General features: G+C 67.8%; 22 protein-coding genes. 13 read left to right on the top strand and 9 right to left on the bottom strand.

Features of this window, described 5'->3' with window-relative positions:
* Positions 1–166: 166 nt before the first annotated feature.
* The 6 genes from ABD209_RS11075 to ABD209_RS11050 all read right to left on the bottom strand — a co-directional run bounded on the left by ABD209_RS11075 (position 167) and on the right by ABD209_RS11050 (position 5,898).
* On the bottom strand, positions 167–790 hold the full coding sequence (locus ABD209_RS11075) for a 4a-hydroxytetrahydrobiopterin dehydratase (RefSeq protein ID WP_344066089.1): 624 nt from the start codon (positions 788–790) through the stop codon (positions 167–169).
* A 59-nt stretch (positions 791–849) separates the two neighbouring features.
* Positions 850–1,956: an LOG family protein gene (locus ABD209_RS11070; protein WP_344066086.1), complete on the bottom strand. Its 1,107-nt coding sequence runs from the start codon at positions 1,954–1,956 to the stop codon at positions 850–852.
* Between the two features lie 6 nt (positions 1,957–1,962).
* A complete protein-coding gene (locus ABD209_RS11065) occupies positions 1,963–3,159 on the bottom strand; it encodes a DNA glycosylase AlkZ-like family protein (RefSeq protein ID WP_344066084.1) in 1,197 nt (398 codons plus the stop codon).
* Positions 3,160–3,291: 132 nt separating this feature from the next.
* Positions 3,292–3,840, bottom strand: a complete 549-nt coding sequence (locus ABD209_RS11060; protein WP_425564657.1) for a Uma2 family endonuclease — start codon at positions 3,838–3,840, stop codon at positions 3,292–3,294.
* A gap of 99 nt (positions 3,841–3,939) precedes the next feature.
* On the bottom strand, positions 3,940–5,328 hold the full coding sequence (locus ABD209_RS11055; RefSeq protein ID WP_344066077.1) for an NAD(P)/FAD-dependent oxidoreductase: 1,389 nt from the start codon (positions 5,326–5,328) through the stop codon (positions 3,940–3,942).
* A gap of 93 nt (positions 5,329–5,421) precedes the next feature.
* Complete coding sequence (locus ABD209_RS11050; RefSeq protein ID WP_344066074.1) at positions 5,422–5,898, bottom strand: Lrp/AsnC family transcriptional regulator; 477 nt, start codon at positions 5,896–5,898, stop codon at positions 5,422–5,424.
* A 196-nt stretch (positions 5,899–6,094) separates the two neighbouring features.
* On the opposite strand from ABD209_RS11050, the gene ABD209_RS11045 reads away from it, so the two are divergent.
* From ABD209_RS11045 to ABD209_RS11015, 7 genes are all read left to right on the top strand, one after another.
* Positions 6,095–7,540 (top strand): gamma-aminobutyraldehyde dehydrogenase, encoded by a 1,446-nt coding sequence (locus tag ABD209_RS11045; RefSeq protein WP_425564656.1) that lies wholly within the window; start codon positions 6,095–6,097, stop codon positions 7,538–7,540.
* A gap of 13 nt (positions 7,541–7,553) precedes the next feature.
* Positions 7,554–8,789: an ABC transporter substrate-binding protein gene (locus ABD209_RS11040; protein WP_344066068.1), complete on the top strand. Its 1,236-nt coding sequence runs from the start codon at positions 7,554–7,556 to the stop codon at positions 8,787–8,789.
* The gene (locus ABD209_RS11035) at positions 8,789–9,970 is read left to right on the top strand and encodes an ABC transporter ATP-binding protein (protein ID WP_344066066.1); all 1,182 of its coding nucleotides are present in this window, start codon (positions 8,789–8,791) and stop codon (positions 9,968–9,970) included. The genes ABD209_RS11040 and ABD209_RS11035 overlap by 1 nt, the downstream gene beginning before the upstream one ends.
* Entirely contained in the window at positions 9,967–10,881 is a 915-nt protein-coding gene (locus ABD209_RS11030; protein ID WP_344066064.1) for an ABC transporter permease, read from the top strand. The genes ABD209_RS11035 and ABD209_RS11030 overlap by 4 nt, the downstream gene beginning before the upstream one ends.
* An 83-nt stretch (positions 10,882–10,964) precedes the next feature.
* A complete protein-coding gene (locus tag ABD209_RS11025; RefSeq protein WP_344066092.1) occupies positions 10,965–11,741 on the top strand; it encodes an ABC transporter permease in 777 nt (258 codons plus the stop codon).
* 49 nt (positions 11,742–11,790) lie between these two features.
* Positions 11,791–13,497: an APC family permease gene (locus ABD209_RS11020; RefSeq protein WP_344066062.1), complete on the top strand. Its 1,707-nt coding sequence runs from the start codon at positions 11,791–11,793 to the stop codon at positions 13,495–13,497.
* Positions 13,498–13,519: 22 nt separating this feature from the next.
* On the top strand, positions 13,520–14,791 hold the full coding sequence (locus ABD209_RS11015) for a saccharopine dehydrogenase family protein (RefSeq protein ID WP_344066060.1): 1,272 nt from the start codon (positions 13,520–13,522) through the stop codon (positions 14,789–14,791).
* A gap of 8 nt (positions 14,792–14,799) precedes the next feature.
* On the opposite strand, the gene ABD209_RS11010 is transcribed toward ABD209_RS11015, so the two are convergent.
* A complete protein-coding gene (locus tag ABD209_RS11010) occupies positions 14,800–15,306 on the bottom strand; it encodes an RsbRD N-terminal domain-containing protein (RefSeq protein WP_324386895.1) in 507 nt (168 codons plus the stop codon).
* A gap of 83 nt (positions 15,307–15,389) precedes the next feature.
* Here ABD209_RS11010 and speB point away from each other — a divergent pair, with 83 nt between their 5' ends.
* A complete protein-coding gene (gene speB, locus ABD209_RS11005; RefSeq protein ID WP_344066057.1) occupies positions 15,390–16,448 on the top strand; it encodes an agmatinase in 1,059 nt (352 codons plus the stop codon).
* Positions 16,449–16,475: 27 nt separating this feature from the next.
* The gene (locus tag ABD209_RS11000; RefSeq protein WP_344066055.1) at positions 16,476–17,936 is read left to right on the top strand and encodes an NAD-dependent succinate-semialdehyde dehydrogenase; all 1,461 of its coding nucleotides are present in this window, start codon (positions 16,476–16,478) and stop codon (positions 17,934–17,936) included.
* A 187-nt stretch (positions 17,937–18,123) separates the two neighbouring features.
* Here the strand turns inward: ABD209_RS11000 and ABD209_RS10995 are convergent, their stop codons facing one another.
* On the bottom strand, positions 18,124–19,461 hold the full coding sequence (locus ABD209_RS10995; protein WP_344066053.1) for a DUF4921 family protein: 1,338 nt from the start codon (positions 19,459–19,461) through the stop codon (positions 18,124–18,126).
* 178 nt (positions 19,462–19,639) lie between these two features.
* Here ABD209_RS10995 and ABD209_RS10990 point away from each other — a divergent pair, with 178 nt between their 5' ends.
* The 3 genes from ABD209_RS10990 (at position 19,640) to dxr (ending at position 22,122) form a co-directional block, all read left to right on the top strand.
* On the top strand, positions 19,640–20,194 hold the full coding sequence (locus tag ABD209_RS10990) for a guanyl-specific ribonuclease (protein ID WP_344066050.1): 555 nt from the start codon (positions 19,640–19,642) through the stop codon (positions 20,192–20,194).
* A gap of 174 nt (positions 20,195–20,368) precedes the next feature.
* The gene (locus ABD209_RS10985) at positions 20,369–20,716 is read left to right on the top strand and encodes a barstar family protein (protein WP_344066047.1); all 348 of its coding nucleotides are present in this window, start codon (positions 20,369–20,371) and stop codon (positions 20,714–20,716) included.
* A gap of 224 nt (positions 20,717–20,940) precedes the next feature.
* Positions 20,941–22,122 carry a 1-deoxy-D-xylulose-5-phosphate reductoisomerase gene (dxr, locus tag ABD209_RS10980; RefSeq protein WP_344066045.1) on the top strand — a complete coding sequence of 394 codons (1,182 nt, stop codon included), beginning with the start codon at positions 20,941–20,943 and terminating at the stop codon, positions 22,120–22,122.
* A gap of 123 nt (positions 22,123–22,245) precedes the next feature.
* On the opposite strand, the gene ABD209_RS10975 is transcribed toward dxr, so the two are convergent.
* Complete coding sequence (locus ABD209_RS10975; RefSeq protein ID WP_344066043.1) at positions 22,246–23,154, bottom strand: IS5 family transposase; 909 nt, start codon at positions 23,152–23,154, stop codon at positions 22,246–22,248.
* Between ABD209_RS10975 and ABD209_RS19840 the strand changes: the two genes are divergently transcribed.
* Positions 23,142–23,263: transposase (locus ABD209_RS19840; protein ID WP_425564658.1), on the top strand; the 122-nt coding region annotated here is incomplete at its 3' end. The two genes, ABD209_RS10975 and ABD209_RS19840, sit on opposite strands and share 13 nt — an antisense overlap.

The following is a 23,263-nucleotide window of genomic DNA, read 5'->3' as shown; positions in this document are numbered from 1 at the left end:
CCGCACCGCAGCGCCACGCGGCACCAACGCCTGCCCCCACACGCCGACAGCCCCTCCACGCCCCTCACGTCATCAAACCGCTGCCCCGTGAAAGACGGAGGCTAGGGCTCGGCGGGGAGGGCGACGAACAGGACGCCCTTGTTGCCATCGCGGTCGGCGATGACGATCAGGCCAGGGTGTCGTCGACGATGGTCCCGCCGGCGGCGAGCACGGCAGCAAGACGGTCGCCCGCTACCTCGGCCGGCACGTAGACCTCGACGTGGAAACGCTGACCATGCTCGGGCGGCGCCTCGCCGAACCACAGATTCGGTGACCGTCCGCTGTCGTCGCGAACTTCATCGCTCGGGGTGCCGCGGCCCTGGGCGTCCGCGCTCCCGGCCAACAGGGCTGCCCAGAACGGTGCGATGGCCGCCGAGTCGGCCGTGTCAAGTCCCAGCTCGACCACACTCACCGCCCCCGGATCGGCCGCGAGGCCATGCTCGGCAGCGATCTCGGTAATCCGGCGCGCAAGGTCGATGTCTTGCGCCGTCACCCATTCGACGACGTGCTCGGTGCCCTCGTCGTCGCGATAGATGGCGTCGTCGCTGCTCAACTTCAGATCGACATATCCCGGCCCCATCGCCACCCGCGGGTGATGGCCGAGCGCGTCGCTCGCGTCACCCACCGCGGCCACGAAGTGCGCCCCCGTCCCGAAGTCCGCAACCCGGTAGCGTGCGTGCAGCCCCTGGGAAAGTTTGCGCCAATCGGTCAGCTTTGCCTCGCGGATCGCTCCGCCCCCCAGCATGTCCATACCCACGCACCTCAGCGTCGCGCCGCTGTCGGCGGGGCCGCTCGGCCCCCCGGCATCTGCTACTGCATGAGGGCGAGCGCCTGGTCGAGATCGTCCACTACGGCGATGCGCGCCGCCATCGGCCGCCCGGCGGCGAGCGCCCGAAGGGCCGGCCAGACCGGGATGGTCTCGGTCCAATGACGTCGGCCGACGAGCACGAGCGGCGGTGGAGGATCGGCGGAGTAGTAGGCCCGCGTCGCCACTTGGAAGATCTCCTGAACGGTTCCGGCTGCGCCGGGCAGGACCAAGACTCCGTCCCCGGCGAGAGCGAGCAGTGCATCCTCGCGCAGGGCATTGGAGAAGAACTTGGCGATCCCCTCACCGAAGACATTGGGCGGCTCGTGCCCATAGAACCACGTCGGTATGCCGAGGCTCCTGCCCCGCTCCTCGCCCACTGGCCGCGTCTCGATCACCTCCCGCGCGCGCAAACCGGCCAGGGCCCAAGCGTGAACGTCAGCGAAACCCGGGACCTCGGCGATGATCGTGAGCGCCTCGATCAAGTCGTGCGAATCACGCGCTGCCGCACCGAGATTGGCGGCTTCCATGGCGCCCGGTCCACCGCCCGTCGCGACGACGAATCCTCGACCGGCGAGCTCGAAACCAAGGCGAGCGGCCTCGGCATACGCGCTCGTTCCGCGGGAGACGGCATGGCCGCCCATGACACCGACGACGCGGTGGCCGTCGACGAACTCGGCGAGGGCGTCGGCGATGGAGTCGTCGTGGATCGCCTGCAGCAGCGCACTGAAGACGTCCGGGTGCTCGCGTCCTTGTTGATACCAGCCGTATGCCCGCGCGTCCGGGGTCGCGTCGTAGCCGGCCTCGAGCTCGGCATAGAGCTCGTCGGCGGTGTAGAGCCGGGCACGGTAGGGCCGGATCGGCGCGGCATCCGGGTCGTCGGGGAAGATGATCGCGCCCTGGGCGCGCAAGTGTGCGTCCAAGGCGGGGGAAAGGTGACCGCCCAGCACGACCATCTGGTCGAGGTCGCTCCGGTCATCGAGGCCGCGATACTCGCGCAGGTCGAGATCCTGCAGGCGCAACAGGGCCGGAGGAAGACCCGCCGCGAGCGCGTCGTCGAGGGCCGCCAAGGACTCGATCTCGATTCCGGCGGGCGGGACGTGTGCGGTCATCGCGGATCAACCGGCGTGCGCGCGCAGGGCGGCGAGGCGCGGCGCTCGGGAGGCCGGGCTGTCCAGGCTCATCCCACGGTTGTCGCCGAGGTCATCGCGGATGAAGGCCTCGGTGACACCGACCGCGTCGAGGGTCGATGTGGTCTGGGCCGCAGTGAGTTTCGTGATCGGTGCCCAGACGACTTCCTCGGTCCCGGGGTCGTAGTCCCACAGCCCGATCAGCCGGCCGCGGTCGACGATCCCTTGATGTGGCAAGTCCGTCAGGGTGCCACCGGCCGTGCGTGCCGGCGTGAGCAAGGGGTGATCCCGGTCGGCGGCGTCGGTGACGCCGTCCAGATCACGACGCAACAGCACCAGGCCGTCCAGCCACCCGATGAGCGCGATCTGCGAAGTGGCGGGCGCGGCATACGTGCTCAGTTCGGCGCGAGTCGCGGGGGTGGCGAGCAGGTCCGTACCGGCGAGCGGATGGAGCTCAAGGCCGGCGATGGCGGCCTTCGCCGCGGCGAGGGTGACGCCGCTGAACCAGCGGAAATGCGCCAGGCTCGCGACGCCGATCCAGTCCCAATAGCGCGAGGCGAGTTCGGCGCGGGCGGCGTGGACGTCCCCAGACCAGACCGGTGCCTGCGGCCATGGGACATAGCGGAAGCGCTGCTGATCCAGCCGTCCGTCGACCGGGACGCGCCGGATTCGGCTGCGTGCCTGAAGGAGGCCGAGGGCGAGCGGCAAGGTCGTTGTGATGCCCTTCTTCTTGCCCGCATCGCCAAGCGACCGCACCCGGTCACCGAGCGCCTCGCGCAGTCCGGCCGGGTCGAGAGGCGCCGAAAACAACTGCGCAAGAACGGCATCCGCCAAGTCATCGACCTCAGCGCGCGTGACGCCCAGCTTCTCCGCGGTGCGCAGCTCGGCCGTGCTGCTGGCGCCACCACCGATCACGGACGCCAGCGCGAAGTCGCGAGCGGGCAAGACATACGTGCAATCGCGCGCCGACGGCAACTCGTGGATGGCGAGTGCGGCGACCGCCGCGTCGGCCTCGGCGCGCCGCACGCCGGCCCGGGAGAAGAGCGTCAGATAGGGAGTCGTCCCGCCGACCGAGCGCGCCCAACCGGCACACTCCAAGACCTGGGCGGGCGTTGCGCCGGCGAGGGAGCCATCAAGGCCTTGGCGGTGACTCCAATAGGCCCGCAGCGTCGCGTCATCGACCATGGCCGGCAGTCTAGGTCGGCGCTTCGTGCAGAAGTCGGCGCTTCGTGCAGGGGGTCGACGGTTCGTACCGCCGAAGCGAACACGACCCGCCGACCGCTACCAAAGGGCCGGCGCTGAACGGACGGGCGGGGCTCAGCGGCGCGGCCGGGCGGGAGTGATCGTGACCGGGTAGGGAACCATGGCGCCCCAGGATTCCTCGCCGGACACATCGGCGACCTGGGCGTATCTGCCCTCCCGCAACTCCCAGGCGATCAGGCGCGGGTCGATTGGATCGACCACCCAGTAGCTGGGACAGCCCGCGCGCTCATAGCGGGCCTTCTTGAGGTTGAGGTCGATCAATCGCGTACTGGGCGAGAGAATCTCGACGGCCAGCGCTGGACGGAGCGGATCGTCCTCGTTGGCGAAGTTGGCTCGTGAGACCACCAAGATGTCGGGTTGGAGCACCGTGCGGCGTGAGTACCTGACGTCCATCGGAGCCGTGATAACTCTGAGGTCGTCTGGACAGGACACGGTCAGGGCGAAGGCGAGCTCGGCACTGACGCCTTGGTGCCAGCGCGAGGGCGACGGAGTCACGAGGAGGCACCCGTCGATGAGCTCATAGCGGTGGCCGTCGTCGGGGAGGTCCGCCAGATCGTCCGCGGTCAACTCCCGCCCCCAAGGCAATGTGGTCACGACACCCATGGTGCCTCACTCTCAGTTCGTTGTGACCCATGAATCCCATCCTGATCCCGCGATGACGATACGGCCAGGGCACTCCAGACTGCCTGTGGATAACGTTGATCAGTGGCCAGTCAGGCGGGCTAACAGCGACCCGGACCGGGCCGGGTGCCCGGTGATCGACTCCTCGGCATCGGCCAGCCCGGCCAGGCGCAGCCCGGCATTCACGCCGAACCACCGCCACGGCTCCGGCTCCCAGTCGGGCGAGTGATGCCCCACCCAAGGCAGGGCGGTCAACACGGTCCGCCGGCCCAGCACCAGATCGGCGAGCGTGCGCCCAGCGAGATTGGTCGCGGCCACGCCATCGCCGACATAGCCACCGGCCCAGCCGACACGCGCTCCCGGGTCATAACCCACCGACGGATGCCAGTCGCGGGGGATCCCCAGCGGGCCACCCCACGCGTGCGTGAAGCGGATCTCGCCCAGCTGCGGGAACAACTCCCGCACCGTATTCCGCAACAGCCGGAAGACTCGCTCGTCACCGTCGAAGTCCGGCCGGATCGCCGACCCGAAGTGATAGGGCGCGCCGCGCCCGCCGAAGACCAGCCGGTCATCCGTCGACCGCTGCCAGTAGACGATCACGTGCCGATAGTCACTGAAGACCTCCCGCCGCGCGAGACCCACACTCTCCCAGGAGGATTGGCTCAACGGCTCGGTGGCGACGATCAGCGAGTACACCGGTGCCAAGCGCCGTCCGAGCCGAGGCAGTGACGCTGTATAGGCTTCAGTTGCCCGTAGTACGTGCCCGGCCCGCACGACCCGTCCGTCCGCCAGCACCACCCGTCCGGGAGCAGCGTCCACGACGCGCATCCCCTCCACGATCACGCCGCCGCGTCGGCGCACGGCCGCGGCCAAGCCTTCGATCAGAGCGCGCGGTTGGACGCGAGCGCAATGCGGATTCCACGTGGCACCATCGACGCCCGTGGCCGCCAGCCGCTCTCGCGCCCCGGCCGCGTCGAGCCACTGCGTGCCCGCGTCCCAGCGCTGGTCCTCGGCCAGACCTGCCCGCGCCCGCGCCACCTGCGCCGGCCCCCGCGCAAGACAAAGCGCTCCGCCACGGACATAGCCGACCCCGGGAAAGCCCTCTGCGGCAACGACATTGCCCACTTCATCGACCGTATGACGCAACTCACCCAGCAGCCGGCGCGTCGCCTCCACCCCATGCCGGCGGGCGAGGGCGTCACCGCCGAGCGGGAAGAGCGCTGATACCCAGCCGCCATTGCGCCCGCTGGCTCCATATCCGAGGTGCTCGGCCTCCAGCACGAGCACGGCGAGCCCGGGGCGCTCGCGCAAGAGGTAGTAGGCGCTCCACAATCCGGTGAAGCCACCCCCGACGATGACCACATCGGCGCGTTCCGGGACCACAGCCCCACTCGCCGCAGCAGCCGCGGCGGAGCGGGCGGCATACGGCTCCCACCACAGGGGCGTGGTGAGCGTGCTCTCGACGCCCATGCTCACCTCACGCGCAAGGGCGTCAGGCGGGCCGCAAGGCGATCGGTGTCGAACTCGACCTCGACGCCCATGCTCACCTCACGCGCAAGGGCGTCATCGGGTGCCCCAGTTGTAGTGCTGCTTGTTGAGCTTCAGGTAGACGAAGGTCTCGGTCGACGCCACCCCCGGGAGACTGCGGATCTGGCGGCTGACGATGTCCAACAATTCTTCGTCGTTCTCGCAGACCACCTCGCACAACAGGTCGAAGCTGCCTGCGGTCGTCACGACATAGGCGACTTCCGGCAATTCCGACAGCGCTGCGGCCGGTGCGTCCAATTCGCCGTCTACGCGGATGCCGATCATTGCCTGACGGGTGAAGCCCACCTGGAGTGGATCGGTGACGGCGACGATCTGCATCACGCCCGAGTCGAGCAGCCGCTGCACCCGCTGGCGCACGGCCGCCTCGGAGAGCCCCACGGCCTTGGCGATCGCGGCATAGGACGCTCTGCCGTCGGCCTGGAGGTGCTCGATGATCACCTTCGAATGCTCGTCCAGACGCGCCTGCGCCGGTGTCGGCTTGCTCCCTCGCATAAGCCCCATCGTGGCTGAGGATTCCGTCGGCCGCAAGGAGCCCAGCCACGGATTCCGTCGTCCCGGCCAGGCGAATGTGTCGACCACGTAAATTTCGTGAGCCGATCGTGCCGGGGTCTGTCGCCCGGGCGCTGCGTCTGGCTAGAGTTCGCTCAATCGTCGACGACGACGATCGAGGACTACTGGAGTGATGAGCGTGAGCACCCCCCGCGAGTTGAGAAATTTCATCGGAAACAGCTATGTGGACGCGAGCAGTGATGCCCGCACCGACCTGATCAACCCGTCCACGGGCCAGGTGGTGGCCAGCGCGCCCGTCTCTAGCGCGGCCGATGTTGATGCGGCCTACGCCAGCGCCGCCACGGCCTTTCACGAGTGGGGGCAGACGACGCCCAGCGAGCGGCAGCAGGCGCTGCTCAAGATCGCCGACGCCGTCGAGGCGCGCGCCGAGGAGTTCGTCAAGCTTGAGGCCGAGAACACCGGCAAGCCCTATGCGCTCACCACGAGCGAAGAAATCCCGCCGATGCTCGACCAAATCCGCTTCTTCGCCGGCGCCGCGCGCGTGCTCGAAGGCCGCGCCGCCGGTGAATACATGAAGGGGATGACCAGTTGGATCCGGCGGGAGCCGATCGGCGTCGTCGGTCAGGTCACGCCCTGGAACTACCCGCTCCTGATGGCCGTCTGGAAGATCGCTCCAGCTCTCGCGGCCGGCAACACCATCGTGCTCAAGCCGTCCGACACCACCCCGGAGACAACGCTTCTCCTCGCTGAGGTCGCCTCCGAGTTCCTCCCGGCCGGGACCTTCAATGTCGTCACCGGCGATCGCGACACCGGCCGGGCACTCGTCGAGCATGACACGCCTGCGTTGGTCGCCATCACCGGGTCGGTGCGGGCCGGTATGCAGGTGGCCGAGTCCGCCAGCAAGCAGGTCAAGCGCGTCCACCTCGAACTCGGCGGCAAGGCCCCGGTGGTCGTCTTCGACGACGCCGACATCGAGGCCGCTGTCGAGGGCATCGCCATCGCCGGCTATTTCAACGCCGGCCAGGACTGCACGGCCGCGACCCGCGTGCTGGCCGCACCCGGCATTCACGACGACTTCGTCGCCGCACTCGCGGCCTATGCGAAGGACAACGCCAAGGTCGGTATGCCCGATGACCCGGACGCGCTCTTCGGTCCGGTCAACAACTCCCGCCAGCTCGCCCACGTCGGTGGGTTTATCGAGCGGCTGCCGAGCCACGCCACGGTCTCGGCCGGCGGCAACCGGATCACCGGCCTTGGCGACGGCTACTTCCTCGAGCCCACCGTGCTCTCGGGACTGCGGCAGGACGACGAGGCCATCCAGAACGAGATCTTCGGCCCGGTCATCACCGTCCAGCGCTTCACCGACGAGGACGAAGCCGTCGCCTGGGCCAATGGCGTCGACTACGGCCTGGCGTCGTCGGTGTGGACCAAGGACTTCGGTCGCGCGATGCGGATGAGCAAGCGCCTGGACTTCGGCTGCGTGTGGATCAACACCCACATCCCGCTCGTCGCCGAGATGCCGCACGGTGGCTTCAAGCGCTCGGGCTATGGCAAGGACCTGTCCATATACGGCTTCGAGGACTACACGCGCATCAAGCACGTGATGGCCAATATCGAGTCCTAAAGGGTAGCGATATATGACCCGTATGCCGCCGCGCGACCCCGCGGTCCGCGCTCTTGTGCGTGCCGCGCAGGCATCGGCGCTCAGCCGTCGCCGACTTCTCGGCACCGGACTGTTCGGCGCCTCCGCCGCCGCGCTGACTGCCTGCGCGCCGCCGGCCCCGCCGGCCGGCGGGGTCGCCGCCCTGAAGTTGCCGACCGACGTCTCCGAGACCGAGAAGATCTGCCGCTGGTCGAACTGGACGGCCTACCTCGACTACGACGAGGAGACCAAGACCTACCCGACCCTGGAGGCCTTCAACAAGGAGTCCGGGATCCACGCGACCTACAGCGAGGACATCGAGGACAACGACACCTATGTCTCCAAGGTCAAGCCGCAGTTGCAGGCCGGGCAGGACATCGGCGCCGACATCTTCACCTTGACCGACTGGATGGCCAACCGAATGATCCAGGAGCGGCTCGTCCAGCCGCTGGAGTTGATCCGGATGCCGAATGTCGCGGCAAATATGCTGCCGACGCTGAAGGAGGTCTCCTTCGACCCGGGCCGCAACAACTCGGTCACCTGGCAAAGCGGGTTCGCGGGGATCGGCTACAACAAGGCCAAGATTGGGCGCGACCTGAAGTCGCTCGATGAGTTGTTCACCGACGAGCTCAAGGGCAAGGTCACCGTCCTGTCCGAGATGCGCGACACGCTCGGGCTGATGATGCAGTGGCAGGGCGTGGACATTTCTGGCAACTGGGGCAAGACAGAGTTCGACAAGGCGCTGGAGAAGTTCAACCAACTCGTCAGCGACAACTACATCCGCCGGATCAAGGGCAATTCCTATCTCAACGACCTCAAGAGTGGCAATGCCGTCGCGGGGATCGTCTGGAGTGGTGATCTGTTCATCCTTCGGGCCGAGACCGAGGACCCGAACTGGCAGTTTGTCATCCCTGAGTCCGGGGGCACCTTGTGGTCAGACAACATGATGGTCCCGATCACCTCGACCCATCGGCGCAGTGCCGAGGAGTTGATCAACTACTACTACGAACCCGAGGTCGCGGCGCAGGTCGCGGCCTATGTCAACTATGTCTCCCCGGTCCTGGGCGCCCAGAAGGTATTGGCCAAGACCGATCCAGAGCTCGCGGACTCACCGTTCATCTTCCCCGGTGAGGACTACATCAAGGAGCACCACATCCAAGGGTTCCGGGCGTTGACTCCCGAAGAGGATGCCGACTACAGCGCCGCGTGGGCAAAGGTGGTGGGCAACTGATGTCCGGATTTCGCGCAGCCAAGGGTGACCTGGAGATCGAAAGCGTCACCAAGTCCTTTGGCGATTTCAACGCCGTCGACGATCTGACTCTAGTCGTTCCGCGCGGATCGTTCTTCGCCCTGCTCGGTCCGTCCGGCTGCGGCAAGACGACGACCTTGCGGATGGTCGCCGGCCTGGAGCAGCCGACGTTGGGCCGCATCCTGATCGGTGACACCGATCTGACCGGCTCCCGCCCGTATGAGCGCCCGGTCAACACCGTCTTCCAGAGTTATGCCCTCTTCCCGCACCTGACGGTCCGGGACAATGTGGCCTTCGGCCCCAAGCGGCGCGGCGCCAAGAATGCGCTCCAACTTGCCGACGAGGCTCTCGACTTGGTGCAGCTGCCACACCTCGCGTCGCGGAAGCCGGCGCAACTTTCCGGTGGTCAGCAACAGCGCGTCGCGGTCGCCCGGGCCCTGGTCAACCGGCCGGAGGTGCTTCTGCTCGATGAGCCGCTCGGCGCTCTCGACCTGAAATTGCGCCGCCAGATGCAGGTCGAGCTCAAGCGCATCCAGACCGAGGTGGGCCTGACCTTCATCCACGTCACCCATGACCAGGAAGAGGCCATGACCATGGCCGACACCGTCGCGGTCATGAACCACGGCCGCATCGAGCAGATGGGCCCCCCGGCCGCGATGTACGACCTGCCGGTCACGGCCTTCGTCGCCAATTTCGTGGGCCAGTCCAATCTCGGACGTGGGCGCATCACCGATCGCGACGGGGACTTCCTCGTTGTCGACGTGCACGGATCCACGGTGAAGGTGCCCCATCGACGCAGCCAAGTGCAGAGCGGCGACATCCTGTTCGGCGTCCGGCCCGAGAAGGTCCGCATCTATCGCGACCGGCCGACCGGGGTCGGCAACGACATGGCCGCGACTGTTCTGGACGTCTCGTTTACCGGTGTCGCGACCCAATATCTCGTCACGGTTGCCAGCGGGGCGACGTGGAGCGTCTACGAACAGAATCTCGATGTCGAGCCGATCGACCTCAAGCCCGGTGACCGCGTGTGGATGTCGTGGGATCCGGGGCACGCCTTCGGGGTCCCGGCCGAGAACGCCGAGGTCCCGAAGGGGCCGGTGCTTGCCTCCGAGGCCACCTCGTCCGATCCGTCCAGCGGCCCGGCGCTGCAGGACGCTCAATGAGTGCGCTGGCCCATACCGGCGGCGGTGGCGGGCACCCCGCGGCAACCGGTCCCGATCAGGCCAAGCGTGGCAGCTGGCTGCCTTATCTGCTGCTCCTGCCCGGCTTGCTCTGGCTGGCGATCTTTTTTGTCGCGCCGCTTGTCCAGCTCTTCACCGTCAGCCTGCAGTCGAAGCTCAAGGGCTATCCCGGCTACTACTACCGCGACCTGAACTTCCACAACTATTGGTCGGCCCTGACCGAGTTCGCGCCGCACTTCGGCCGGTCGCTGCTGTTTGCCGGCTTGGCGACCTTCTTCGCCTTCTGCCTGGCCTACCCGCTGGCGTATGCCATGGCCTTCAAGGCCGGCAAATGGCGCGGGGTGATGATGATCTGCATCATCGCTCCCTTCTTCACCAGCTTCATGCTGCGCACCATCGCCTGGCGGCAGATCCTTGCCGACGAGGGCCCGGTCGCCTCGACGTTGAACTTCCTTCATGTGCTCCCCGGCGGCCGGATCACCGAGACGTGGATGGCGGTCGTCGCGGGCTTGACCTACAACTTCCTGCCCTTCATGGTGTTGCCGATCTATGCCTCGCTGGAGCGGGCCGATCCGCGGGTCATCGAAGCCGGTGGCGATCTGTATGCCAATGGCTTCACGACCTTCCGGACCGTCACCTTGCCGATGAGCATGCCGGGCGTCATCGCGGGCACCCTACTCACCTTCATCCCGGCCGCCGGTGACTATGTCAACGCCGAACTACTCGGCTCCGACCGGAGCACCAAGATGGTCGGCAATGTCATCGAGAGTCAGTTCTTCAAGGTGCCGGGCGGCTTCCCGATCGCGGCCGCCCTTTCCTTCACCTTGATGGCTCTGATTCTCGCAATGGTCTTTGTCTATATCCGCCGCTTCGGGACGGAGGAGTTGCTGTGAGCACCGCGTCCCCTGACACCGCTCTCGCCTTCCGTCCGTCGCCCGGCCGCCGCGCCCAGGCGTGGATCGCCAATCGCTTCGCGATGATCGCCGCGATCCTGGTGTTGCTCTACCTCTTTGTCCCGGTGGGCTACACCTTTGCCTTTTCCTTCAACAACTACCGCAAATCCAATATCACGTGGAACTCCGAGGGCAGCCCGACGCTGAAGCACTGGAAGGACCCGTGCGGTGCGCCCGGCGTGTGCGAGGCCCTCGGCAACTCCCTCAAAATCGGCCTGATCGCCACCGTGATCGCGACCATCCTGGGGACACTCATCGCCTTCGCGCTGGTGCGTTACCGCTTCCGCGGCCGGGGGAGCGGAAATGTGCTCGTCTTCATCCCGATGGCGACTCCCGAAATCGTGCTCGGCGCGAGCCTGCTCACGCTCTTTGTCCAGGGTTTCTCGCGCGTCGGCCTGCGGCTGGGCTTCTGGACGATCGTCATCGCCCACATCATGTTCTGCATCTCCTTCGTCGTGGTGACCGTCAAGGCCCGGTTGCAGAGCCTTGATCCCCGTCTGGAGGAGGCCGCCCAGGACCTGTATGCCGGCCCGCGCGCGACCTTCCGCTACATCACCTTGCCTTTGGTGCTGCCCGGCATCGTGGGCGCCGCCCTGCTCTCGTTCTCCTTGTCCTTCGACGACTTCATCATCACCAACTTCGTCTCCGGCAACGAGACGACCTTCCCCAAGTTCGTCTATGTCTCCTATCTGCGCGGGATCCCCGCCCAGGCCAATGTGATCGGCTTCTCGATGTTTTTCATCGCCGTGCTTCTTGTCATTGCCGGCCAGTTGATCGGCAACGCCCGCAAGAAGACCTGACCTCCCCGCGTAGCGGTCCCCCTTATCCCTTCGTTGTCAGGAACCCCGAGTGGCCATCACCGAACTCACGCCGGCGGCGCCAGCCGCGTCCGGCAAGGGCCTCAAGGCCGGCGCACTCGGCCTGGTCGGCAGCGTCATCGTCGGCATCGCCTCCACTGCCCCGGCCTATTCGCTCGCGGCGACCTTGGGCTACGTCGTCTCCGGCGGGGCGGGGTTCAAGGCGCCGGCAATCATGCTGCTCGCCTTCATGCCGATGTATTTCATCGCGGTCGCCTATCGCGAGTTGAACGAAGCCGAGCCCGATTGTGGCACCACCTTTACCTGGGCGACGCGCGCCTTCGGCCCGGTCGTGGGCTGGATGGGTGGCTGGGGAATCATCGCCGCCGACGTCATCGTGATGGCCAATCTGGCTCAGATCGCCGGCGCATACTCCTTCACTCTGGCCAATGAACTCGGCATTCACAACAGCCTCGACCAGAGCACCGGCTGGTCCACCTTCGCCGGGCTGGTCTGGATCGCCGTGATGACCTATATCTGCTATCGCGGGATCGAGGTCTCCGCGCGCTTGCAGTATGGCCTGCTCGGCATCGAGATCGTCACGCTGGTCGTCTTCGCCGTCGTGGCCCTCGCCAAGGTCTACGGCGGAACGGCACCCGATGGCTCCCAGCACCCTCATCTCTCGTGGCTGTGGCCCGGCGGGTTATCCATGTCCGTCTTGTCCTCCACCGTCCTGCTTGCCGTCTTCATCTACTGGGGCTGGGACACCGCCGTCTCGACCAATGAGGAGGCCGACGACCCCGGCAAAACGCCGGGCCGCGCTGCGGTCATCTCCACCCTGCTGCTCTTGGTCACCTACATTCTCGTGAGCGTTGCCGCGGTGGCCTTCGCCGGCGTCGGGGACACGGCGCACGGCTTGTCCAACCCCGACAATGCCGCAGACGTGTTCAACGCGATCGGACCGACGCTCTACGGCGACAGCTTCTTCGGCAAGGCCGGCCTTGCCCTGCTCGCCATCTCGATCCTCACCAGCGCCTCGGCCTCAACCCAGACGACGATTCTCCCGACCGCCCGGACGGCGCTGTCGATGGCGGTCTATAAGGCCATTCCCGGGAAGTTTGCCCGGATTCACCCGCGCTACCTCACGCCGACCTGGTCGACCATCGGAATGGGTCTGGTCTCGGCCGCTTTCTACTTGGGTATGACGGCGATCAGCCCCAACATTCTGGCTGCCCTCATCGGCGCCATCGGCCTGCAGATCGCGTTCTACTACGGCCTGACCGGCATTGCCTGCGCCTGGTTCTACCGCCATTCCCTGGGCACGGCTCGCCACCTGATCAACCGCGGGATCATTCCGCTGGCCGGCGGCATCTTCCTCTTCACGATGTTCGCCTACGCACTCAAGACGTATGCCGCTTCCGACTACCTCACCGACGACGCCGGGGCGAATGTCACGATCTTCGGGATCGGGGCGGTCGCCGTTGTCGGCATCCTCGCCCTGCTCGCCGGCCTCGTCCTCCTCGCTATTCAGCGGATGGTGGCCCCGGCGTACTTCCGCGGGGAGACTCTCCCGCAGCGCAGTTCGGCCGACCTGATCCTGGCCGGTGAGCAGCCGATCGGCGTCGAGCCGATCACCTTGCCCGATTCGCGTGAGGCTACCGTCATCGCCCCGGATCTCGGCAACCTGCCCCGGGGCGCGGAGGCGGTCGACCCGCTCACGGGGGAGCGCTTTATACGTCCCGAAAAACCACAAAAATGAGTGCAAGAGAACGGAATTTGTGATGCGCATCCTGATGATCGGTGCCGGCGGGGTCGGTGACGCCGCGGCCAAGATCGCCGTCGAGCGCGACTTCTACGACGTCTTCGTGGTGGCCGACTATGACATCGAGCGGGCCCGCCGCACGGTGGCGTCGGTGCAGGCGAGGCAGCCCGGCGAGAACCGCTTCCATGCCGTGACCGTGGACGCCTCGGACGAGAACGCGGTGGCCGCCGCGATCCGGCTGACGGGCGCCACACACGTGCTCAACGCGGTGGACCCGCGTTTCGTGATGCCGATCTTCAATGGCTGCCGGGCCGCTGGTGCGAACTATCTCGACATGGCGATGAGCCTGTCGTTGCCGCACAAGGACGCGCCCTACGACAAGGCCGGGGTCAAGCTCGGGGATGAGCAGTTCGCTCAGGCCTCGGACTGGGAGGGCGCCGGCCGCCTGGCACTCGTGGGCATTGGCGTCGAACCGGGGCTCTCCGACGTCTTCGCGCGGTATGCCGCCGACCACCTCTTCAGCAGCATCGATGAGCTGGGCACGCGGGACGGCGCCAATCTCGCCTACTTCCGGCCGGACGGCACCGAGGGTTTCGCGCCGGGCTTCTCGATGTGGACGATCATCGAGGAGTGCCTCAACCCGCCGGTGGTGTGGGAGAAGTCGCGGGTGGTCGGCGGGAATGTCGAAACCGGCTTCTTCACCCTTCCGCCCTTCAGTGAGCCGGAGGTCTTCGACTTCCCCGAGGGCATCGGCCCGGTGGAGTGCGTGCACGTCGAGCACGAGGAAGTCCTGCTCATGCCCCGGTGGCTGGACGCCGAGCGCGTGACGTTCAAATACGGCCTGGGCGAGCAGATGATCTCGATCCTCAAGGCGCTGCATACGCTCGGTCTGGACAGCAAGGACCCGGTGACCATCAAGGGGATCCAAGTAGCCCCGCGCGACATCGTCGCGGCGGTGCTCCCCGACCCGGCCACCATCGGGCCGCAGCTGACCGGCAAGACGTGCGCCGGAGTCATGGTCACCGGAACGGGCGTCGACGGCCAGCCGCGATCGACCTACCTCTACCACGTGGCCGACAACGAGGTCACAATGCGTGATTACGACGCCCAGTGTGTGGTCTGGCAGACGGCCTTCAACCCAATCGTCGCGCTGGAGTTGCTCGCGACCGGCGCCTGGGCGGGCGCGGGCGTACGCGGCCCAGAAGCCTTCGACGCCGCACCCTTCCTGGAGTTGCTGGCGGCGCCCAAGCCCGAGGGCTACGGCATCGAGTGGGGCATTGAGGAACGGTAGGGGAGCGGTCAGAGCGCGTCGACGAGGTGAGCAACGTCCACGCCGTGACTGTGCCGCGCGCCGGCCAACTCGACATACCGGCTGGCGAGCTGGTCCTTGCCGGCGCCAAGCACCGCGCCGACGGCGCCGAGGTCGTGCACGACGCGCTCGGTGGGCACGACGGACGCGATGCGTCGCCAGAGGGCGGCTTCGAGCGCATTGAAAGCGGTCTGCACCTCTTCGATGCGCACGCCGGCGTGGAAGCGATCCGAGGCCACGTGGTAGGCGTGCTCGGCAAAGTGGAGCGGACGCTCGGTCTCGAGGCTGGTGAGCACCGCGTCGAGCAACTCGTGCAGGCGTGCCTCGAGGTCGTGGGCCTCGAGTTCGAGGTAGTGGGGCAGTCGCGCGAGCCGAACGGTGTCGGCAGCCTCGGCGACGACATCGGCGGCATGCGGGCGCACGCGTTCGCTGATCATCATGGGAGAGTTGACCTTTCGTCGGATCTGGGCGACCACGACGCTGGAGCCGGTGGCCACTATCAGCCACACTCACGATGGTACTCCCAGGTAAACAACGCGCCGAATCCGCCTGACGCGGCCCGGTCCGTAGGATGCGACGCATGACTCGCTATGGCGCGCAGTTCGGGCCCGACATCACCTTCCTCGGTGTGGACCGGTGCGACCTGGACGATTCCGAGTCGTATGCCGATGCCGACGTCGTGATCCTCGGCGCGCCCTTCGACGGCGGCACTTCCCACCGCCCCGGCACGCGCTTCGGCCCCCAGGCGATCCGGATGACCGACTACCTCCCGCACGACGGGTCGCGCCCATCGCTGGCGCTGCGCGTGGACGGACTGCAGGATCTGCGCGTCGTCGACGCGGGTGATGTCGAGATGTACTCGGGGGCCATCGAGACGGCGCTGCCGGCGCTGGAGTCGGCCGTCACCAAAGTTGCGTCGGCAGGGGCGATCCCGGTCGTGCTCGGCGGCGATCACTCGATCGCCTTCCCGGACGCCAAGGGGTGCGCCAATGTGCTCGGGCACGGGCGGGTGTCGATGATCCACTTCGACGCGCACGCCGACACGGGCAATATCGAGTTCGGTTCGCTCTGGGGACACGGCCAGCCGATGCGGCGGCTCATCGAGTCCGGTGCCCTACGGGGAGATCGCTTCCTGCAGATCGGGTTGCGCGGCTACTGGCCGCCGCCAGAGACGCTGGACTGGATGGCCGATCAGCGCATGCGCTCTTTCGAGATGACCGAGATCGTGCACCGTGGTCTCGAGGAGTGCTTGACCGAGGCCTTCGCGATCGCCACCGATGAGTGCGATGGCGTCTTCCTCTCCGTCGACATCGACGTCTGCGACCCGGGGCACGCACCGGGCACTGGGACGCCCGAGCCGGGCGGCCTCTCGGCCCGCCAGTTGCTCGATGCCGTCCGCCGGATCTGCCTCGAACTTCCCGTATGCGGTGTCGACGTCGTCGAGGTCAGCCCGCCCTACGATCACGCCGATATCACCGCTGCTCTGGCGAATCGCGTTGTCCTAGAGGCGCTCTCGGCGATCGCCCGGCGGCGCAAGGATGCCCGCGACGGCACGACCTGGGATCCCGCCCTGCCGCTGCTGTCGGGCCGCGCTGCCGAGATCCCCCACGGCCACCTCGGGCACGACCACAGCCACTGACCCACCCCGCACAGTCAAGGACAACGTATGGCGCTCACCCAGAAGTCGGTCATCGAGGCCGTCCCGACCGGCCTGTTCATCGGCGGCACTTGGCGGGAGGCGAGTGGCGGCACCCGCTTCGATGTCCACGACCCAGCGACCGGGGCCGTCCTGACGACGTGCGCCGATGCCACACCCGAGGACGGGATGGCCGCGCTCGATGCCGCGGTCACGGCGCAGGCGTCCTGGGCCAAGGTCGCGCCGCGCGAACGCTCGGAAATGTTGCGGGCGGCATACGAAAAGCTGACGGAACGGGCGGAGGAGTTCGCCCTGCTGATGACTCTGGAGATGGGCAAGCCGCTCGCCGAGGCGCGCGGCGAGGTCGCCTATGGCGCGGAGTTCTTCCGGTGGTTCGCCGAGGAGGCCGTGCGTGTGCACGGGCGCTACTCGGTGGCACCCAATGGCGCGACCCGGCTCCTGACGATGAAGCAACCAGTCGGCCCGACCTACATGATCACGCCGTGGAATTTCCCGCTCGCCATGGGGACGCGCAAGATCGGCCCGGCGATCGCGGCCGGCTGCACGATGGTCGTCAAGCCGGCCCACGAGACGCCGCTGTCGATGCTCGCCCTCGTCGAGTTGCTGGAGGAGGTCGGGGTGCCTGCGGGCGTGGTCAATGTCGTGACCACGACGCACTCCGGCGCGCTGTCGGAGCCGATCATCCGTGACCCCCGGCTGCGCAAGCTGACCTTCACCGGCTCGACCGCGGTGGGCAAGAAGCTGGTGGAGCAGTCGGCCGAGCAGTTGTTGCGGCTGTCGATGGAGCTGGGCGGGAATGCGCCCTTCATCGTCTTCGCGGACGCCGACCTCGACAAGGCGGTCGACGGGGCGATGCTGGCCAAGATGCGCAATATCGGTGAGGCGTGCACCGCGGCCAATCGCTTCTTCGTTCAGGAGTCGGTGGCGGCGGCTTTCGCCGAGAAATTCGCGGCAAGGATGGGCGCGCTGACCGTCGGCAAGGGCACCAAGTCCGGCATCGACGTCGGCCCGCTGATCACCGCCAAGGCCCGCGACGGCGTGCACGAGTTGGTGCTCGACGCGGTCGGCAAGGGCGCGCGGGCGCTGACCGGCGGGGACGCGGTGCCCGGGCGCGGCTACTTCTACGCACCGACGGTGCTTGCCGATGTGCCAGCAGACGCCCGGGTGCTCACGGAGGAGATCTTCGGCCCGGTCGCCCCGATCGCGACCTTCACCGATGAGACGGACGCAATCGCGAAGGCCAATGGCACCGAATACGGGCTGGTGGGGTATGTCTTCACCAACGACTATGCCCGAGTGATCCGGGTCGCCGAGGCGCTGGAGTTCGGGATGGTCGGTATCAACACCGGCATCGTCTCCAACCCGGCCGCGCCCTTCGGCGGGGTCAAGCACTCCGGCTTCGGCCGCGAGGGCGGCTTCGAGGGGATCGACGAGTACTTGGAGACGAAGTACGTCGGCCTCGCGTTCTAAATCACCCCACGAGGTTCTCGCTCCTTCGTCGCTCGATACCTCGCGGGGACCCCGACAGAAGTCACCCCACGAGGGAATGCAGTGACGAGTCGGGCCGCTTTTTCGTAGGCGGGCCGGGCTATCGGCAGGCCCGCCAACGAAAAGGCGGCCCCACTCGCCCGGGATGCCGGCCGGACGTGCGCGGTGGTCAGTCGAAGATGCGGACGCCGGGGCTGAGTTCGGCGACCCGCTCGCGCAGCCAGATGCGGGTCCGGTCGGCGACGCCCCACGGGTCGATGGTGTTGACATAGATCCCGGAGTTGCCCTCGAAGCCGGCGGGCGTCGAGATGCGCCACTTCAGCAGGGCCCGTAGCGGGATCGCGTGCTGCTGACTCGGAGCGCGGTAGTGCCACTCCTCGTTGACCGGCAGGTGCGGACCCATGGCGACATGGCAGGCATGCAGCAGCGCGGAGAAGTCGGCGAGCTCGGCCGTGCTGAGGTTGGCGAGGTCGGAGTCGGGGCGCCGCAGCCATACCTCCAGAGTCGGGAAGCGGTGGCCGACGCCGGCCGCCGCGAGGGCGGTGGACGTCTCGGCGACGATCAATCCGTTCTCGGTCAGCAACGTCAGGTAGTCCTCGACGAGCCGCGGCCGGGTCCGCAGCCGGTCGGCATCCAAGGTTCGCGCACGTCCCAGCTCGTCGATCGCGACCAGCTGCTTGTGGAGGTGGTCGAAGGAGGCGCCCGCCGGGCGAAGCCAGTTCTGGAAGACGATGACATTGCGCACGCTGGCCGTCTTCTCGTACAGCCGCAGCGCCGCCGCTCGGGTGAAGTCAATGAACTGGTGGTGCTCATCCGGGGTGAGCGTGCCGGAGGAGGCGAGGACCGCGTCGTCCGCGCGGTTGTCGGTCAGGTGGCGGCGGGCGATGACGACATCGTGGAAGCCACCGAAGATCCCACTGCCGATGATCGCGTCATCGCCGCGATCCAGCAGCCAGGGCTCATGGCGCGCGATCAGCGCCAGCACCTGTTCGCGGCCCCCGGGTGAGGTGAAATACGCTCTGCGGGAAGCGATTTCGCGATCCGAGATCTGATAGCCGTGGTTGGTGCGCCAATAGTCGAGCGAGAGGATCGGGAAGAGATTCGGGATCAGCCTGAAGTCCGCGGTCGTCTCGAAGAGCCGCTCCGCGGGCAAGTCGTATGCCGTTTCCCACCCCGGCGCCATGCGCACCCGGCGTGCCTTCTCCGGCGGCGACTCCAGGTAGCGGTCCGGGCAGAACGCGCACAGGGCGTTGCGCTGAGCCGGGTCGACGGGCACGACCTCATCGACCGGTTGGTGGAGGGGGCGATGGCCACGGCCGGGAATGGTCCAGACATGTGTGCCGGTGAAAGGGTTGACCTGCTTGACCGTTCCGTCGGGGAGCTTCGTCAGCGGCGCGACCACGAGCGACAGCGTAGCGACGAGCCGCGGCACGACGAGCCGCCGCACGACGAGGTGCCGCGCGATGAGGCGCCGCACGACGAGGCGCCGCGCGACGAGTCGGCCCATGCCGCGCCCTCTGGTTGGGCAACGCAGGACTCGGTGGACGGCGAGAGCGTTGGACGGGGCACTCGGGCGGGCGGCAATCGGCGGGTGGCGGCTACGCTGGGCCGCCGGCCGGCCACCCATGGCGCCCGGCGACAACAAGCGAAGGGCAGGGCGCGGCCGTGCGGTCGACGGTGAAGCGATGCGGCTGAAGAGGGCCGACCGGCAGCTGCTGATGCTGCTCGGAATCGCGCTGTGCCTGGCCCTGGTGTGGTGGGCGGCCAGCCGCGGCGGATCGAGCCCCGACGCCCTGCCCGATGGCGCAGGGTCCGCCGCGTCGAGCGCCACCGGCGGGTCGAAATCCACGGTTTCGCCTTCGGGTTCGGCGGGTTCACCCTCCGGCTCCGCCGGTGGCTCCTCCGGCGGTTCGGCCGGGACCACACCCCGCGCCTCGGCGGCCACACCGGTCTCCGGCCTGCCGACCATCCGCGAGTCCGAACTCCCGCGCGAGGGACGCACCACACTCGCGCTTATCCGGTCCGGCGGCCCGTTTCCTTATCGCGCCGACGACGGCGTCTTCACCAATCGCGAGCGCATCCTGCCGCGGCGGGCCAATGGCTACTACCGCGAATACACCGTGATCACGCCCGGCTCCCCGGACCGCGGCGCGCGGCGCATCATCGGTGGGGCCGAGGGCGACCGCTACTACACGGCCGATCACTACGACAGCTTCCGCCAGATCGAGGAGGGGCAATGACCCGAGCCGAATGCCGTCGTGGCCTGGGCTTGCTTGGTCATCCCGCAGCCGTGGTTCGGGGTCGGCGCTTCGCGCCGCGGAGGTGGTCGTGATCCAGCGGCGCGGGCGCGCGAGCCACGTGACCGGCCGCGTCCGGGCCGGCCGAGGTCGTCGGAACCGGATTGGGAGGCGGTCGTGATCGAGCGGCGCGGGCGCGCGACCCAACTCGCCGCCCTGGTGCGCGCCGAGGCGGCATCCGGGCGCTCTGTCCACGTCGTGCCCGCGGGGGCGGACAAGGCCGAGAGCCTGCTCCTCTTCGCCGAGGTGCTGCGTTTCCCGGCCTGGTTCGGCCACAACTACGACGCGCTGGCCGACAGCCTGGGCGACTGGGCCGCGGCGCAGCCGGGGCAGTGGTCGCTGATCTGGGACCGCACCGCGCTGCTCGCAGCCGCCCACCCGGACGTCGCCGCGACCATCGCGGACATCCTCGACGAGATCGTGACCGCAGACCCAGCCGGCCGCGCCATCCTGCTCGATCGCTGACCGCGCTGACCGCGCGATCCGGCTCGATCGCTGACCACTCGGCACCCAGGGCGCTGTCACAAGCCAATCGATGCGCGCGAGTCTGGACGGGAGCTGGGCGTGCTCGGCCCCGAGTCGATCAGGCGCCCAGGGTGGTTCGGACCCGCGCCGCTGGATCAGGCCCGGCGCCGGGCTCGCGCCGGTGGGGCGCCCGGAGAGACGGGGACGTGGGCGAGAATGACCGGGTGACCCACCGCAGCGTTGCCTTGCTCGGCTCGACCGGCTCGATCGGCACCCAGGCCCTGGACGTTATCGCGCGCAACCCCGACCGGTTCACGGTCGTCGCCATCAGCGCCGGCGGCAATATCGATCTCCTTGCGCAGCAAGCGGTTTCGTTCCAGGTGCCGCTCGTCGCCGTAGCTGCGGGGACGGTCGAGGAGGTGCGCTCCGCGCTCCGGACGTATGCCGTTCGGGCCGGCCACCCGGCATACGTCCCGGAGGTCGTGGTCGGGCCGGACGCGAGCACCCGGGCGGCCGAGGTGGGCGCCGATGTCGTGCTGAACGGCATCACCGGGTCGATCGGGTTGCGCCCCACGCTCGCTGCGCTGGCGGTCGGTTCGACGCTCGCGCTGGCCAACAAGGAGTCGCTGATCGTCGGCGGCGCACTCGTGCGGGCGGCCGCGGCGCCCGGCCAGATCGTCCCGGTCGACTCCGAGCACTCGGCGATCGCGCAATCCCTGCGCGGGGGCCGGGCGAGCGAGGTCAGGCGCTTGGTCGTCACCGCCAGCGGCGGGCCGTTCCGCGGCCTCACGCGCGACGAACTGCGCGATGTCACACCGGCACAGGCGCTCGCGCACCCGAACTATGCGATGGGCCGGGTCATCACGACCAACTCCGCGACGTTGGTCAACAAGGGACTGGAGGTCATCGAGGCGCACCTGCTCTTCGACCTCCCCTTCGAGCGGATCGATGTCGTCGTTCATCCGCAGCAGTGGATCCATTCGATGGTGGAGTTCCGCGACGGGTCGACGATCGCGCAGATGGGTCCGCCGCGGATGCTCGTCCCGATCGCACTCGGCCTGTCCTGGCCCGACCGCCTCGACGACATCGACGTGCCCTGCGACTGGTCGCTGACCCAGTCGTGGGACTTCGCGCCGCTCGACGACGACGCCTTCCCGGCGGTGCGGCTGGCGCGCCAGGTCGGGGCCGCCGGCGGGACTTTCCCCGCGGTCTACAACGCGGCCAATGAGGTGGCGGTAGACGCCTTCCACGCCGGCGCGATCGGCTTCCTCAACGTTGTCGACACGGTGGCCCGCGTGGTCGATCGCCATCAGGGCGGCGACGCGAGCAGCGTCGACGGGGTCCTTGCTGCCGACGCCTGGGCACGCACCGAGGCCACCCGGTTGGTTAAGGAAGCGCTGATCTGAGGCGTGTTCGGCGGGATCAGATGTCGGAGCACTCCTGGGCACGCGTGTTTAGGCGTCCTCGGGGTCGAATCTGGTTCTCGTTGAGGGATTTTCGGGTTTCCGGGCAGGGTGAAGAGGTGGCCGTCACCCCATCAGGGCGACGGCCCGGCCGCGCATCAACCAGTTCGCACTGGTGACCAGCATCAGCAGGTGGTGCCGATTCTTCGCCAGCCCGCGGTACCGGGCCTTGGTGAACCCGAAGTCCCGTTTGATGATCAAGAACGGGTGCTCAACCTTGGCCCGGACCGCGGCCTGCCGAGACGCGACCTGCCGGTCGTGCTGCGGCAACGTCCGTAACACGCTCTTGCGGGCCGCGACCCGGAACTCGACCCCGTCCAGCCGTTCCAGCCCGTCCTTGCCAGGCAGGGCGTGCGCGCCCTGGTACCCCGCGTCGGCGTATACGACCTCGTCATCGCCGCGGACCAAGCCCGGGAGTTGCGACAAATCGGTCGCGTTCGCAGCCGTCACCGCCAGCGAATGGACATACCCGGTCCCCGCGTCGACCCCGATGTGCGCCTTCATCCCGAAGAACCACTGATTGCCCTTCTTCGTCGAATGCATCTGCGGGTCCCGTTCCCCCGCCGCGTTCTTCGTCGACGACGGCGCCGCGATGATCGTCGCGTCCACGATCGACCCGCCCCGCATGATCCAGCCCTGCTCCTCAAACACCGCAGCCTGCGCAGCGAGTAACCGCGCACCCAAGTCATGCGTCTCCAACAAGTGCCGGAAATGCAGCAACGTCGTCGCGTCCGGGACCTGCTCCACCGCGAAATCCAGACCCAGGAACCGGCGCATCGCGTACGAGTCATACACCGCGTCCTCGACCCCCTCATCCGACAACCCGAACCACAACTGCAGCAGATACATCCGCAGCATCGTCTCCAACGGCTTCGGTTTACGACCCCGCCGCCCCGGCTCCTCCACGTAATAGAACTGGACTTCCCCCCGAAGCGTGTAGGTATCAGCTATAAGGAGATGCTGTGCCTGAGACACGTCAGAAGTACGACCGTGAGTTCCGTGAGGGGGCTGTACGGATCGTCGAGGAGACCAACACGCCGATCGCTGCCGTCGCGCGCGATCTCGGCGTCAATGAGGGGACCCT

This window comes from Nostocoides vanveenii, from assembly GCF_039531165.1.
GTDB classification, from domain to species: domain Bacteria; phylum Actinomycetota; class Actinomycetes; order Actinomycetales; family Dermatophilaceae; genus Nostocoides_A; species Nostocoides_A vanveenii.
The sequence above is the reverse complement of the archived record's forward strand: the minus strand, read 5'-3'. Positions and strand labels throughout refer to the sequence as shown.

What these genes read in the sequence shown, in the direction of transcription:
- ABD209_RS11025 (WP_344066092.1), top strand. Translation starts at nt 10,965, where the DNA reads ATGATCGCCGCGATCCTGGTGTTGCTCTACCTCTTTGTCCCGGTGGGC.
- ABD209_RS11070 (WP_344066086.1), bottom strand. Translation starts at nt 1,956, where the DNA reads ATGACCGCACACGTCCCGCCCGCCGGAATCGAGATCGAGTCCTTGGCG.
- ABD209_RS11000 (WP_344066055.1), top strand. Translation starts at nt 16,476, where the DNA reads ATGGCGCTCACCCAGAAGTCGGTCATCGAGGCCGTCCCGACCGGCCTG.
- ABD209_RS11050 (WP_344066074.1), bottom strand. Translation starts at nt 5,898, where the DNA reads ATGCGAGGGAGCAAGCCGACACCGGCGCAGGCGCGTCTGGACGAGCAT.
- ABD209_RS11060 (WP_425564657.1), bottom strand. Translation starts at nt 3,840, where the DNA reads ATGGGTGTCGTGACCACATTGCCTTGGGGGCGGGAGTTGACCGCGGAC.
- ABD209_RS10990 (WP_344066050.1), top strand. Translation starts at nt 19,640, where the DNA reads ATGCGGCTGAAGAGGGCCGACCGGCAGCTGCTGATGCTGCTCGGAATC.
- ABD209_RS11015 (WP_344066060.1), top strand. Translation starts at nt 13,520, where the DNA reads ATGCGCATCCTGATGATCGGTGCCGGCGGGGTCGGTGACGCCGCGGCC.
- ABD209_RS11030 (WP_344066064.1), top strand. Translation starts at nt 9,967, where the DNA reads ATGAGTGCGCTGGCCCATACCGGCGGCGGTGGCGGGCACCCCGCGGCA.
- ABD209_RS11035 (WP_344066066.1), top strand. Translation starts at nt 8,789, where the DNA reads ATGTCCGGATTTCGCGCAGCCAAGGGTGACCTGGAGATCGAAAGCGTC.
- ABD209_RS11040 (WP_344066068.1), top strand. Translation starts at nt 7,554, where the DNA reads ATGACCCGTATGCCGCCGCGCGACCCCGCGGTCCGCGCTCTTGTGCGT.
- ABD209_RS10995 (WP_344066053.1), bottom strand. Translation starts at nt 19,461, where the DNA reads ATGGGCCGACTCGTCGCGCGGCGCCTCGTCGTGCGGCGCCTCATCGCG.
- ABD209_RS11055 (WP_344066077.1), bottom strand. Translation starts at nt 5,328, where the DNA reads ATGGGCGTCGAGAGCACGCTCACCACGCCCCTGTGGTGGGAGCCGTAT.
- speB (WP_344066057.1), top strand. Translation starts at nt 15,390, where the DNA reads ATGACTCGCTATGGCGCGCAGTTCGGGCCCGACATCACCTTCCTCGGT.
- ABD209_RS11075 (WP_344066089.1), bottom strand. Translation starts at nt 790, where the DNA reads ATGGACATGCTGGGGGGCGGAGCGATCCGCGAGGCAAAGCTGACCGAT.
- ABD209_RS11065 (WP_344066084.1), bottom strand. Translation starts at nt 3,159, where the DNA reads ATGGTCGATGACGCGACGCTGCGGGCCTATTGGAGTCACCGCCAAGGC.